This window comes from Sphingomonas sp. R1 (genome assembly GCF_025960285.1).
Classification (GTDB): domain Bacteria; phylum Pseudomonadota; class Alphaproteobacteria; order Sphingomonadales; family Sphingomonadaceae; genus Sphingomonas.
The window spans coordinates 2081178-2094363 of the sequence record NZ_CP110111.1 but is presented as its reverse complement, the minus strand read 5'-3'; the positions used below and the strand labels follow the sequence as shown (position 1 = coordinate 2094363).

The 13186-nt window shown below is 66.1% G+C and carries 10 protein-coding genes; 5 read left to right on the top strand and 5 right to left on the bottom strand.

All coding sequences use genetic code 11. The features are described from left to right. Positions 1–230: 230 nt before the first annotated feature. Positions 231–1112 carry an AraC family transcriptional regulator gene (locus OIM94_RS10165; RefSeq protein WP_264606619.1) on the bottom strand — a complete coding sequence of 294 codons (882 nt, stop codon included), beginning with the start codon at positions 1110–1112 and terminating at the stop codon, positions 231–233. Positions 1113–1253: 141 nt separating this feature from the next. On the opposite strand from OIM94_RS10165, the gene OIM94_RS10160 reads away from it, so the two are divergent. Further along, a complete protein-coding gene (locus OIM94_RS10160) occupies positions 1254–2822 on the top strand; it encodes an amidase (protein ID WP_264606618.1) in 1569 nt (522 codons plus the stop codon). A 132-nt stretch (positions 2823–2954) separates the two neighbouring features. Here OIM94_RS10160 and gpmA read toward each other — a convergent pair whose 3' ends face one another. Further along, positions 2955–3641, bottom strand: coding sequence for a 2,3-diphosphoglycerate-dependent phosphoglycerate mutase (gpmA, locus tag OIM94_RS10155; protein WP_264606617.1), 687 nt, complete (start codon positions 3639–3641; stop codon positions 2955–2957). A gap of 76 nt (positions 3642–3717) precedes the next feature. Between gpmA and OIM94_RS10150 the strand changes: the two genes are divergently transcribed. From OIM94_RS10150 to OIM94_RS10135, 4 genes are all read left to right on the top strand, one after another. Then, positions 3718–4443, top strand: a complete 726-nt coding sequence (locus tag OIM94_RS10150; RefSeq protein ID WP_264606616.1) for a dienelactone hydrolase family protein — start codon at positions 3718–3720, stop codon at positions 4441–4443. Position 4444: 1 nt separating this feature from the next. Next, on the top strand, positions 4445–5230 hold the full coding sequence (locus OIM94_RS10145; protein ID WP_264606615.1) for an FUSC family protein: 786 nt from the start codon (positions 4445–4447) through the stop codon (positions 5228–5230). A 20-nt stretch (positions 5231–5250) separates the two neighbouring features. Then, on the top strand, positions 5251–5514 hold the full coding sequence (locus OIM94_RS10140; RefSeq protein ID WP_264606614.1) for a hypothetical protein: 264 nt from the start codon (positions 5251–5253) through the stop codon (positions 5512–5514). Positions 5515–5647: 133 nt separating this feature from the next. After that, on the top strand, positions 5648–8170 hold the full coding sequence (locus tag OIM94_RS10135) for a TonB-dependent receptor (protein ID WP_264606613.1): 2523 nt from the start codon (positions 5648–5650) through the stop codon (positions 8168–8170). A gap of 94 nt (positions 8171–8264) precedes the next feature. Here the strand turns inward: OIM94_RS10135 and OIM94_RS10130 are convergent, their stop codons facing one another. The 3 genes from OIM94_RS10130 to OIM94_RS10120 all read right to left on the bottom strand — a co-directional run bounded on the left by OIM94_RS10130 (position 8265) and on the right by OIM94_RS10120 (position 13095). After that, entirely contained in the window at positions 8265–9068 is an 804-nt protein-coding gene (locus OIM94_RS10130) for a LytR/AlgR family response regulator transcription factor (protein ID WP_264606612.1), read from the bottom strand. Next, positions 9065–10204: a sensor histidine kinase gene (locus tag OIM94_RS10125; RefSeq protein ID WP_264606611.1), complete on the bottom strand. Its 1140-nt coding sequence runs from the start codon at positions 10202–10204 to the stop codon at positions 9065–9067. Before OIM94_RS10125 ends, OIM94_RS10130 begins: the two co-directional genes overlap by 4 nt. 107 nt (positions 10205–10311) lie before the next feature. Beyond that, entirely contained in the window at positions 10312–13095 is a 2784-nt protein-coding gene (locus OIM94_RS10120; RefSeq protein WP_264606610.1) for a TonB-dependent receptor, read from the bottom strand. Between the last annotated feature and the right edge of the window lie 91 nt (positions 13096–13186).

Here is a 13186-nt window from a genome sequence, read left to right as displayed (position 1 = left end):
ATCCGAGTTCGGGCACAAGAGCCCAAATGAAATCGGAATGCAACGGCTCATCGCTGAAATGACTCGGCTCGTGGCGGGACGGACCGGCCGCCAAAGCCGCGACGCGCGGTCTTCCCTTGCCTCCAAGAAAGGCAAGGGAACGAACGTGGAACTGCAAATAAATTTTGGGGGATGAATCACGATCGCCACAACTGCTGGTAGCGGTCACGGCGCAAGCTGCACCATGGGGGCTATCGCAGCGGGAGATAGAGTTCGGTCACCGATTCCCGTTCCGGCACGTCGGGAAAGAAGGCGACGCGGCGGGCGAAGAGCGGGAAGTCCCCGGGTTCGTCGCCGCTATCTGGCAACCATTCGCGGTAGAGGAAGAGGGCGGCGGGTTCTAGGTCGTCTGCCTGACCCACGACCCGCAGCATGGCGCAGCGGCTCGCCGGGATCAGGCCGGGCTCGATGCCGTGCTCGGCGTCTGCCACCGGGTGCGCAACACCCGCGCCCAGGTCGAGCCGATAGTCCTCCGGCGGGGTGGTGCGCGGATCGGTGTGGAAGATGGTGTAGGTGGCACTTGCCGGCGGGCGGTGGCCGGTGGTCTTGCGCCAGGCGATGAAGCGGCGGATCGTGTCGCCGAGACGGGCGGGGTCGCCGCGGTGCGTGAGGAATGCCACCGGGGTGGCGGGGACGTCGATGATAGCCACGTCGGCAAGCTTGAATCGGGTCTGCATCGTCTGGCTCCTTGCTTGGGTTAGCGGCGCGAGGGCCGCGTGCCAGGGGTGCCAGTCCGGCGCCGCGCGGAACTGCGAGGGCGCCTGACCGAAGCGCTGGCGAAAGGCCCGGGCGAAGGCCTCGGGCGCTTCATAGCCGGCCTCCAGCGCAATGCCGGTTACGGCCTCGCCCGGCCGATAGGCGAGGCGGTAGGATGCCCGCTTCATCCGCACGAGCTGGACGTAGCGGTGCACCGACAGGCCGAACAGCGCGCTGAACTGGCGGTGGAAATGATGCTTCGAAAACGCCGCGACGCCCGCCAGCGTCTCCAGGTCGAGATCCTCCTCGGCATGCGTGTCGACATGGTCGAGCACGCGCTGCATCCGGGCATGGTAGCGGGCGAGCGGCGTCTGCATCTTTTCCTCCGTGGCGACGCCTTCCTAAGGCAGGCGCCTGCCGGCCTGCCCGACCGATCTTGCCCTATGTCAATCGGGGCAGGATTGCGCTTGTGCTGCGGCAGGTTAGGCTGCTCCCCAACTACGGAAAAGGGGTAGGCGATGCGGACTTGGGGTGTTGCGATGCTGGCGCTTGTCGCGGCCAGCCCGGCGGTGGCGCAGGTGCAGGTAGAGGAGGTGCCAGCGACGCGCATCGCCGCGGATCTCGCGGCAGGCAAGACGAGCAGCGCGGCGGTGACCGCCGCCTATCTCGCCCGCATCGCGGCAATGGATCAGAAGGGGCCGACGCTCCGCTCGGTGATCGCGGTGAGCCCCGATGCGCTGGCCCAGGCCCGCGCAAGCGACGCGCGCCGCAAGGCCGGCAAGCCGCTGGGTCCGCTCGACGGCGTGCCGGTGTTGATCAAGGACAATATCGAGACGAAGGAACTGCCGACCACCGCTGGCAGCCTGGCGCTCAAGGACAATCGCACGGGTCGCGATGCTCCGGTGGTGGCGCAGCTGCGTGGGGCGGGCGCGGTGATCCTCGGCAAGACCAACTTGAGCGAATGGGCCAATATCCGGTCGGATCACTCGATGAGCGGGTGGAGCGCGGTCGGGGGGCTGGTGCGCAACCCCTATGCGCTCGATCGCACCTCGTGCGGCTCGTCGAGCGGATCGGGGGCAGCGGCAGCGGCGAGCTTCGCCGCGGTGGCGGTCGGCACCGAAACCGATGGTTCGGTGGTCTGCCCCTCGGTGATGAACGGGCTGGTCGGCTTGAAGCCGACGCTGGGGTTGGTGAGCCGTACCCACGTCGTGCCGATTAGCCACAGCCAGGATACGCCGGGGCCGATGGGGCGCAGCGTGACGGACGTCGCGTTGCTCTTCTCGGCGATGGTCGGCGAAGATCCCGCCGATCCGGCGACCAAGGGCGCAAATGCCTACCGCAAGGACTATGCGCAGGGCCTAGCCGCGGACGCGCTGAAGGGCATGCGGATCGGCTATTGGCGGCCCGAGATGGCCGACGATCTCGCCGCCCGCTTCGACAAGGCGCTGGGCGAGCTGCGTGCGGCCGGCGCGACGCTGGTCGAGGTGAAGCTGCCCAAGCTTGAAGGGCTGGGCGAGGCCGAGGGGCTGGTGCTCTATACCGAACTCAAGGACGATCTCGCCGCGTACCTCGCGACCACGCCGGCGGCGGTGAAGGTGCGAACGCTGGCCGACGTGATCGCGTTCAACAAGGCGCATGCGGGCGAGGAGATGGCATTCTTCGGCCAGGAAACCTTCGTGAAGGCCGAGGCGACCAAGGGCCTCGACGATCCCGACTACAAGGCAGCCCGCGCCAAGTCGCAGCGGCTGGCGGGGCCGGAGGGCATCGACGCGATGCTCAAGGCGGCGGGCGCCGAGGTGCTGGTAACGCCCACCTATGGCACGCCCTGGCTGAGCGACCCGGCGCATGGCGATCAGTTCGTCGGTCCGTCGGCGAGCGAGCTGCCGGCCGTGTCGGGCTACCCGCACCTCACGGTGCCGATGGGACTGGTGAACGGGCTGCCGGCCGGGCTGTCGTTCATCGGCACCGCCTATTCGGACGGACTGCTGCTGCGCACGGGCTATGCGTACGAGCAGGCGAGCAAGGCGCGGGTGGCGCCGGCGTACCGGACGACCATCCCGGCGGATCTGGGGCCGCGCGGGCGGTGAGTTGTGATGCCTAGCCCCTCCCCTTCAGGGGAGGGGGTGGGTGGGGCAGAGTCTCACCGAGACTAACAGGCGTTCTGGAATCCCTCCACCCCCAACCCCTCCTCCGAGGAGGAGGGGCTTAGACGTCCACAATCACCGCTCGCTCAGATAATAGCGCTCGACTTCCTTCAGGTCTCCGTCGAGCTGGTACACGATCGGCTGGCCGGTCGGGATTTCCAGGCTAACGATGTCCTCGTCGGCGATACCCGACAGGTGCTTGACCAGCGCGCGCAGCGAGTTGCCGTGCGCCGCGATCAGCACGCGCTTGCCGGCCTTGAGCTCGGGGGCGATGCGCTGCTCCCAATAGGGCAGCACGCGGGCGATCGTGTCCTTCAGGCTCTCGGTCTGCGGGATCGGAATGCCGGCATAGCGCGGATCCTGGGTCAGATCCCAGGGCGAGCCTGCCTCCGGGAGCGGCGGCGGCACGTCGAAGCTGCGGCGCCAGATCTTGACCTGCTCGTCGCCGTGCTTGGCCGCCGTCTCCGCCTTGTCGAGGCCGGTCAGGCCGCCATAATGGCGCTCGTTGAGGCGCCAGTCCTTTTCTTCCGGCAGCCACAGCCGGTCCATCGCTTCCAGCGCCAGATGCAGCGTCTTGATCGCGCGGCTCTGGAAGCTGGTGAAGGCGAGATCGAAGTCGAGGCCCTTTTCCTTCATCAGCGTGCCGGCGGCAGTCGCTTCGCGCACGCCCTGCTCGGTCAGGTCGACGTCCCACCAGCCGGTGAAGCGGTTTTCCAAGTTCCAGGCCGACTGGCCGTGGCGGATCAGGACGAGCGTGGGCATGGGCGTTCTCCTTGTAACTGCGCGTCGCCGTCCTTAGCGAAAGGGCCGACAGGGACAAGCGCAGGAGACGACAAGCATGGCATTGGTTCGACAGACGCTGGTCTATGACGGCCCCGGCGGTCCCTTCGAAGGCACCGCGCTATGGGACGATGGCCTGGGCCATGCCCGGCCGGGCGTGCTGGTCTTGCCGAACGTGCTCGGCGCCAAGGAGGCGGATGTCGACAAGGCCGAGGATCTTGCCCGGCTCGGCTATGTCGCGCTGGTCGCGGACGTCTTCGGCCAGGGCAAGCGCACCGCGATGGGGGATCCCGCCTATTCGCGTTACATGGACGAACTCAACGCCGATCGGGCCTTGCTGCGGGATCGGCTGGCGGTTTCCCTCGGCACGCTCGCCGGCTTGGCGCCGGTGGATCGTGACCGCCTCAGCGCTATCGGTTTCTGTTTCGGCGGCAAATGCGTGCTCGACATGGCGCGCGCGGGGCTGCCGATCCGGGGTGGGGTGTCGTTCCACGGAGTCTATGACCGGCCGAACCTGCCCGACGACGCGCCGATCGCGGCGAAGCTGCTGCTATGCCATGGTTGGGAGGATCCGCTGTGCCCGCCCGACGCGACCGTGGCGCTGGCGCAGGAACTGACCGAACGCGGGGCCGACTGGCAGCTCCACGCCTATGGCCATGCCGGCCACGCCTTCACTGATCGGAGCCGCGTCCAGAGCAAGAACCCCGCGATCACCTTCGAGCCGAAAGCCGATCGGCGCAGCTGGCAGGCGATGACCAACTTCCTCGCCGAGCTGTTCGCATGAGATGACCGCGGGCGCCGCCTGGAACGCACTGCTGGCGCGGATCACCCCACGCACGGTCGATGCCGGCGAGTGCGTGGCCTCGGTGCTGCTGGCGATCCTGGTGGCGCATGCGATCGGCGGCGACAACGTCGCGTGGGCGGCATTCGCGGGCTATATGGTGATGCGCGGCCATGCCAGCGAGACGGTATTGCGGGGGCTGTTGCGGATCGTCGGCACCGTCGCGGGCGGCCTGCTGGCGTTAGGACTGGCGCCGCTGGTCGCAACCACCTGGCTCGGCAGCGCGCTGGCGATGCTGGCCGTTGGGACGCTCAGCCTCTACCGCGCGCTGACCGCGCGGCGATCCTATGCCTGGCTGTTCTTCGGCCTGACCTTCGCGATGGTGCTGCTCGACAAGATCGAGACGCCGTCGACGGCGCTAGACCAATTCGTGCTCACCCGCATCCTTGAGACGGTAGCTGGTACCCTTTCCTGCATGGCGGTCAGCATCGTCTCCACGTACACGCTGCGCCGTCGCTGGCCGGGCGAGCGGACCCCGCCGCCGCATGAAGCGCGGTGGCATCCTGCCGCCTTCGCGCATGCCGCCCAGGCGGGGATCGCGCTGGCGCTGCTGATCGGCGTGGCGCGGGCACTGGCACTGCCGGCGCTCGCCCAGAGCGCGGTTGGCGTGATGGCCGTGATGCTGGTGCCGACGCAGGGACTGGGCGCGGGTGGCCTGGTGCCGGTGAGCGTGCGGTTTGTGCAGCGGTTCGTGGGTTGCCTGGCGGGGGGCGCGATGCACCGCTGCTGATCGCCGGGACGGCGGCAGGCGTGGCCATCGGTCGCCGCATCGAGAATGGACCGCACAGCTATCGCTATGTCGGCACCCAGTTCACGCTGGCGGTGCTCGTGATGCTGGTGCCGGACAGCTATGCCGAGGGCGACGTTACCCCGGGGATCGAGCGCCTGGTCGCGGTGCTGATCGGCATGGCGATCCTGGAGCCGGTGTTGGTACTCGGCCACTGGTTCCCACCGCGCGGCATCCGCTCCATACCCCCGGCGCCGCGCGGACTGGACGAACCGGGCGGGGTGTGATGCCGTGCGAACGTTAAGCGAAGTAAAAGGGCAACGTCACGCCAGTTTTATCGAAACGCCTCCCAACTGAAACATGGCCCCCCTAGCGGCGCGTTCGCAACTGCAACATCCAGCGAGACCTGGGGGGTCCGTCATGAAATTCCACCACGCACTTCGCGCGACCGTTTCGGTCGCCGCCTTCCTGACCGCCGCCGCCGCGCTTCCGGCGCAGGCGCAGCAGGCCAGCAAGGTCGCCGCCGACACCGACGCCGACACGGGCAGCGACAGCGATACCGATACCGCGAGCAACATCGTCGTCACGGCGAAAACGACGCGCTCCGCCACCGCCATTTCCGCGGAAGAAATTCAGAAGATCCTGCCGGGCGTCTCGCCGCTGAAAGCGATCCAGACGCTGCCCGGCGTGCTCTACATCACCGCCGATCCCTGGGGGAACAACGAGCAGAACGCCCAGATCTTCATCCACGGCTTCAATTTCCAGCAGCTCGGCTACACGATGGACGGGATTCCGCTGGGGGACCAGAGTTACGGCAACTACAACGGTCTTTCGCCGCAGCGCGCGGTGATCTCCGAGAATGTCGGGCGCGTGGTGGTGACGACCGGCGCCGGCGATCTCGGCACGGCCTCCACCAGCAACCTGGGCGGCACGATCGAGACCTTCTCGGCCGATCCGGCAAAGACGATGGGCGGCACGCTCAACCAGACGGTGGGCAGCTATGGCACCTCGCGCACCTTCCTGCGCCTCGATAGCGGGGCGTTCGGCCCGAACGAGGAGAACAGCGCCTATGTCGCCGGTGTCCGCCAGCGCGCCCGCGCCTGGGACTTTAACGGCATCCAGGGCGGCTGGCAGGCCAACGCCAAGTTCGTCCATGACGGCGCGGCCGGCAAGCTGACCCTGTTCTTCGACTATTCCGACAAGATCGAGCCGAACGAGGACGCGACCACCTTCTTCAAGCCGTCGGCCGGCGGCACCGCGACGGCGGCGCAGCTCTACACCCCGCGTACGCGCCCCTTCTACTATTCTGATCTGACCGGCATGCGGGCCTATATGGACGCGTTCGGCAACACGCCGGCGTCGAACGGCAGCAATTATCGCAACTATTATTCGGATGCGCAGCGCACCGATTACCTCACCTATGCGCGCTATGACGCCAAGCTGGGGGATCGCGCCACCTGGTCCAATACCGGCTATTATCATCACAATGACGGTGTGGGCGTCGTCGCCGGACCGCTCGGTCAGTCGATCACGGTGATTCAGGCCTATCTGGATCCGAACTATGCCACCGGCACCAAGTATCGCGCCAACGCCAATGCCTCGGCGGCGCTGGTCGCTGCGACCGGCGGTTCGGGCCTGGTGACCCGCACCACCGAGTATCGCATCGACCGCACCGGCGGCATCTCGAACCTCGATCTCGATTTCGGGGCGCACCAGGTCCAGCTCGGCGCCTGGTTCGAGCATAACAGCGCGACCCAGTGGCGCCGCTGGTACGGGTTCGACATCAACAACCCGAACGCCAGCACCCCCTATATCCGTCCGTCCAATCCGCTGTTCACCCAGTATCAGGGCGAAGCGCGCGTCAATGTGCTGCAGCTTCACCTGCAGGATGCCTGGAAGGTCAGCGACAAGCTGCGCGTCGAGGCGGGCGTGAAGACCAGCGCGCAATGGGCCAATGGCTATTTCGTCGTGCAGCCCAAGGCGGGCTCGCTCTCCGGCCTGACCGGCAACCTGCCGAGCGGCCGGATCAACACGCAGAACTGGTTCCTGCCGTCGCTGGGCGCAACCTACGACCTGAACGGCCATGAGCAGCTCTACTTCAACGTCCAGAAGAACCTGCACCAGTACATGGCCTATCTGGGCGGCGGCTCGCTTTCACCCTGGTTCACCGGCAGCCAGTCCGCCTTCGATGCCTTCGCCAGACAGGGCAAGCCGGAAAGCAGCTGGACCTACGAGGCGGGCGCGCGCACGCACCGCAGCTTCGACGGCATCCTGAGCGGTCTCGACGCGCAGGTGAACTATTACCACGTGACCTTCAGCAACCGGCTGCTGGCGATCAGCACCAACCCCGGCGGCATCGCCGGCGGCGCGATCACCGGGGGTACCTCGATCCTGGTCAATGTGGGCAGCGTGCACACCGACGGCGTCGACGCGGCGTTCACGCTGCACTTCGGTCGCGCGCTGTCGCTCTACAACGCCACCTCGTACAACAGCTCGACCTATCAGAGCGATTACAGCTCGACCGCGCTGGGCATCGGCGCGGCGGTGCCGGGCTGCATCGGCGGCTATGTCGTGTCGAACGGCGTGGTGCCGACCTGCGGCAAGCAGGTGCCGGGCTCGCCGAAGTGGATGAACAAGTCGGTCGCGACGCTGTCGCTCGGCGCGTTCGAGGCGCAGGTGACCGGTGACTATGTCGGCCGCCGCTACGCGACCTACACCAATGACACGAGCGTGAAGTCCTACTTCCTCACCTCGCTGCGTCTGGCGGCCAAGCTGCCGGCGGAGCTGGTGCGGCTGAAGAAGGCCGAACTCAGCCTCAACGTCACCAACCTGGCCGATGTGGGCGGCTGGTCGACCATCTCGGTGGGGTCGGCGACCAACAGCTACTCGGTCTATCCGATCGCGCCGCGCCAGTGGTTCCTGACCTTCTCGTCGGGCTTCTGATCCAGGCGGCTGCACAAGGAAAAGGCCTCGTCCCGGCGGACGAGGCCTTTTTTCTGCGTCACCACCCCAGCGCGCGCCGGGACGGCGGAAGGGGTCAGTGGACGAAGCGCGCCACCACGTCGCGGTAGGAGCGCGACACCTTCACCTGCGCGCCCGATTCGAGCACCAGGAAGCATTCGCCGTTGGTGTGCGGCTTTACCTGGCGCACCAGATCCAGGTTGACGATCGTCGAGCGGTGCACGCGCTGGAAGCGGCGCGGATCGAGCCGCTTTTCCAGATCCTTCATGGTCTCGCGCAGCACAAGATTATTCTCGCCGGTGTAGATCACCATATAGTCGCCCGCAGCGTCGATCCGCTCGATCGTATCGACGTCGACGCGGAAGATCTGGCCGCGATCCTTGATGTTGATCAGCTTCTCGAAGCGATTCGCAGCGGGTTCGCCGCCGTCGGTAGTCGCCATCTCGTCCACCGCGTCGGGAGCGACTTCGGCCAGCACTTCCTTCAGCTTCTCCACTTCCTCCACGCCGCGCTTTTCGGCGAGGCGCTGGCGGACGCGATCGAGCGTGTCGGCCAGCCGGGCGGGTTCCACCGGCTTCATCAGATAGTCCACCGCCTGCGCCTCGAAGGCGCGGATCGCATGGTCGGAATAGGCGGTGACGAAGACGAACAGCGGCGGTTCTACCTCCATCAGCCCCTGGATCACCGAAAACCCGTCGAATCCCGGCATCTGGATGTCGAGAAAGACGAGGTCGGGCTTGTGCGTCTTGATCGATCGGATCGCTTCACGGCCGTTGGAGCATTTGTCGATAATTTCGACATCCTCATGCTCCTGGAGCCGGAGCTCGAGTCCCTGGATTGCCAGGGATTCGTCGTCGACGAGGATGGTACGGATGGTCATGCGGCCTCTCGGTTCGGTTCCTCAAGCTGGAACGGTATCTCGATCTCAACGCTGAAACCTTCCCCGGGTTTCGTTCGCGTCTCGAAACGATGGTCAGGCCCGAAAGCCTGTGCCAACCGCTCCCTGATATTGGCGAGCCCCACGCCAGTCGAAAGCGTCGGCCTGGGACGCGCTTCGATCAATCCCGGACCCGTATCGGACACGGCGATCTGCACCCTATCGCCGGTGAGTCGAGCCGAGACGATGATGTCGGCACCCTCTTCCTGCGTGCTGACGGCATATTTGATCGCGTTTTCGACCAGGGGCTGGAGCAGCAGCGACGGCAGCCGGCCCTTGGCGACGCGCGGATCGAGATCGAAATGCATGCGCAGCCGATCGTCGAAGCGCATCTTCTCGATCTCGAGATACAGCTTCAGCGTCTCGATTTCCTGCGCCAGCGTGACATGCGCAGTCGGTTCGTTGGCCAGCGTGTAGCGCAGGAAGGAGGAGAGGCGGGACAGCATGATGTTGGCCCGCTCGGTCTGCTTGAGCAGCACCAGTGTCGAGATCGAGTTGAGCGTGTTGAACAGGAAGTGCGGGTTCAGCTGGTAGCGCAGCATCGCCAGCTGCGCGCTGGAGGCCTGGTTCTCCAGGATCTGCATGCGATCGATCTGCTGCTCGACGATCAGGTAGAAGTTGATCCCGAAATACAGCGCCGACCAGCCCGCCAGCACGGTGAAGGTGAGGAAGCTGGCACCGAGCACCCGCGCCACGGTGATGCCGGGTTCGGCCGCGTTGAACGAATAGGTGAAGGCCTCCAGCGCCGCATAGAGCAGCGTCGCTGCCCCCAGCGTCGCGAGCGTGAGCAGTACCGCCGGGATGCGCGGCAGGCGGCGGTAGAAGCCGTAGAGCGCCGACAGCAGCAGGGTGAGGCAATAGCCGACGATCGCTTCGATGATCGCCTTGATCACGATCTCGAAGGAAAGCCCGTTCGAGATCGACGAAACCGAGCGCAGCAGCAGATAGCCGCTCCAGCCGGTTGCCTGCAGGATCCAGAAGGCGCGGCCCTTGTCTTCGAAGAAGGGACGGGAAAACAGGTCGGGCTTGGAAAGGCCCAACAATTTGACGCGCGGAAGCGGAAGCGAAGTCTTTGCCACAGCGCGCCTCTACCATCGGCGGCGGCCGGGGGCAAAGGCCGCCACAAACGCAAACCGCCGCCCCGGTTGCCCGGGACGGCGGCGTGTTTCGCGCTTGGTCGGTCGACTTAGAAGGCGACGACGAGCGAGCCGGTGATCGAACGCGGCGTGCCGATGATGGCGTTGCCGATCGAGTAGCGGTTCGGCAGGCCGACGAAGCCGCCCGAGCCGCTGAGGCCGCCGACGTAGAACTCGTCGAACAGGTTGCTGACGTTCACCTGGAAGAAGGTCTTCTGGTTGTTGATCAGCTTGCCCAGGTTGAAGCGAACATCGACGTCCACGGTGATGTAGGACGGGATGCGCGCGCCATAGACCTTCACCTGCGAGGCATCCGGGCAGATGCCGCCGACGAGCGAGCCCGCGCAGGTGTAGACCGGCAGGTTCTCGTCGTTGACGAAGCGTGCGCCGGTGTACTTGCCCTGCACGCCCAGATCGAACAGGCCGACGGTCGCCTGCGCACGGCCACCGAACGTCCAGGTCGGCGAACCGCCTTCGCGCTTGCCCTTCGTCTGGAAGTAGTTCGTCGTATAGGTGGTCACACCGTTCGCGGTGGTGGCAACCTGGCCGGCCTCGATGTTGTCGCGGATCCGCGAGTGCAGATACGAGCCGAACGCGTAGAGGTTCAGGTTGCGGATCGGGGTGTACTGGACCGAGGCTTCGGCGCCGTACTTATCGACGGTGCCGAGGTTGCGATACACGCTGGTGTCGCTCTCGATGTCATAGACCGAGACGGTGCGGTTCTGGAACTGGGTGTACCAGCCAGAGAGCTGCGCCTGCACCTTGCTGGTGTTGTAGCGCAGACCCAGGTCGAACGAGTCGGTCGTCTCGGGCTTCGGCGACGCCTGCGTGCTGCCCTTCGCATAGTAGAAGGAGTTGTACAGGTTGTCCGTGCCGGGGACCGAGAGGCCCTTCGCGTAGCTGGCATAGACGCTGAAGCCGTTGCCGAACTTGTAGGTCGCGCCGACGTTCGGCAGCGCGCGGTTGTAGTTCAGCGTGCGGCCCTGCGGCGGGGCGAAGCCGATGACGCAGGCGTTCTTCAGGTTGGCGCAGGAACCGGTAGTCGGGCGGTTGACGCTGCCCACCGTGCTCGTGCCCGGCGCGAAGTAGGTGTAGGGGTTGGCAGCGGCATAGGCTGCAACCTGGTTCGGCGCCACGCAAGCAACGTTGCCGTTGGCCTGCACGGTGAAGCAGTACTGGGTCAGTTCGCGACGGAAGAACGGTGCGCGGACGCCCAGATTGACGGTCAGCGCCTCGTCGAGGAACTGGCCGCGATATTCCGCCGAGACCTGGTTCAGGATCGCCTTCGAGCGGCGATTGCGCTTCTCGATCGCGGCGCCGGTCGAGTCGAGGATCGGGCTGTTGACCGGGAACACGTCGAACGGCTCGCCATTGGCCTGGACGAAGCCGGCTTCGCCGGTCTGGCGATGCTTGCCGTAGTCCAGCGTGTAGTTGAGGCGGAGACGATTGTTCTCGTTGATCTCGTAGGCGAGACCGGCAACCGCGCCGAAGCGGCGGGTCTGGGTCTGGCTCGGCGCGACGCCGAGGATCGTGTCGAGGGTGTCGCCGTCGCCGTTCAGGTCCCGGCCGACATAATAGCCGAAGCCGCCCGGCGAACCGTTGCCGTTGTTGCCGGTGGTGTTGATCACGCCGACGACGCTACCGGTACCGCAGGTGCGGTTGGTGGTGCTGCCGAGGTTGCCGCAGCCTTCGAGCAGGCTGACGGTGCCGCCGCCATTGGCCTTGGTGTACTGGTAGCTGGCGTCGAGCGTGAAGATCAGCTTGTCGCTGAGCGAGAAGCGCGAACCGAAGCGGACGCTGCCGGTGTTCGACGGGTTGTAGCGGCGGTCGAATTCCTGGCCGCAGCTGGCGCCGGCGGTCGGCGCGGCGGGGGCCGGCGACAGGCCGTCGGCAACGCCCGGACGGGCGGTGACGCTGACAACGCACGGATAGTTGATGTTGTAGAAGCGCTCGCGGCGGGTCAGCGGGAAGCGGTTCGCGGTGTTCGGGCCGACGATGCGGGTCGCCGACGCGTCCGTGCGCAGCGGCACCGAACCGAAGAAGTTGTTGCGGTTCTGGTTGTACTGGCCGGCCACCGACACGAAGTCGCCATTGTCGCCCAGGCTCTTGTAGATGCGGGCGTTGTACTGCTGCTTCTTCAGCTTGCCGTAGTTGTTGAACGGCTGGTTGGCTTCGGTGCTCGAACCCGAGAAGAAGGCGCGGATGCCGGTGTGGGCGATGTCGCCGGTGTCGACCATGCCGAACATGCGGTAGATCGGGCGGTGCATGTTGCCGCCGACGCCGATATAGTCACCATAGGTGCCCGACAGCATCGCGCCGAACTGCTCGGAGGGAACGCGGGTGCGGATGTTGACGGTGCCGCCAACGGCCGACGCGGTCGGGCTGTCGACGTCGGTGGTGCCCAGGTTGACGCTGATCGACTCGAGCGTTTCCGGGTCCTGCTGCTGGTTCGAATAGATCGCGTAGTTGCCGGTGTCGTTCAGCGGAATGCCGTCCAGCGTCTGCGAGATGCGCGAGCTGTCGAAGCCGCGGATCGTGAAGGTACCACCGGCGGCACCGGTTGCGTCGTTGTTCTGGAAGCTGACGCCCGGCACCATGTTGATGATGTCGTTGACGGTCTGGCCGGGGCGCTGGCGGCTGATGAGATCGCGGCCCACGGTGATGCGCGACTTGGGAACGTCCGGGATGACGACCGATTCGTTGACTGCGCGCGCGCCGGTCACGACGATCTCGCTCGGTTCTTCGAAGCTGGTGGAGCCGGTCGACTGCGCAAAGGCGCTCGCCGGAAGAAGCAGCGCGGCAAAGGCCACGCCCGCATAGAGGTTGGTTCGCATCTAGAGTTCCCTTTTAGAGCCAGTGGCTGCTGCCAGTCGCGGCGCTTGTCACACCGTCTGTTCCGGCTGCCCCCCTGCGTGGAATTGATTG

Coding starts and splice junctions, on each gene's coding strand:
- OIM94_RS10165 (WP_264606619.1), bottom strand. CDS start 1,112: ATGCAGACGCCGCTCGCCCGCTACCATGCCCGGATGCAGCGCGTGCTC.
- gpmA (WP_264606617.1), bottom strand. CDS start 3,641: ATGCCCACGCTCGTCCTGATCCGCCACGGCCAGTCGGCCTGGAACTTG.
- OIM94_RS10135 (WP_264606613.1), top strand. CDS start 5,648: ATGAAATTCCACCACGCACTTCGCGCGACCGTTTCGGTCGCCGCCTTC.
- OIM94_RS10145 (WP_264606615.1), top strand. CDS start 4,445: ATGACCGCGGGCGCCGCCTGGAACGCACTGCTGGCGCGGATCACCCCA.
- OIM94_RS10130 (WP_264606612.1), bottom strand. CDS start 9,068: ATGACCATCCGTACCATCCTCGTCGACGACGAATCCCTGGCAATCCAG.
- OIM94_RS10120 (WP_264606610.1), bottom strand. CDS start 13,095: ATGCGAACCAACCTCTATGCGGGCGTGGCCTTTGCCGCGCTGCTTCTT.
- OIM94_RS10150 (WP_264606616.1), top strand. CDS start 3,718: ATGGCATTGGTTCGACAGACGCTGGTCTATGACGGCCCCGGCGGTCCC.
- OIM94_RS10160 (WP_264606618.1), top strand. CDS start 1,254: ATGCGGACTTGGGGTGTTGCGATGCTGGCGCTTGTCGCGGCCAGCCCG.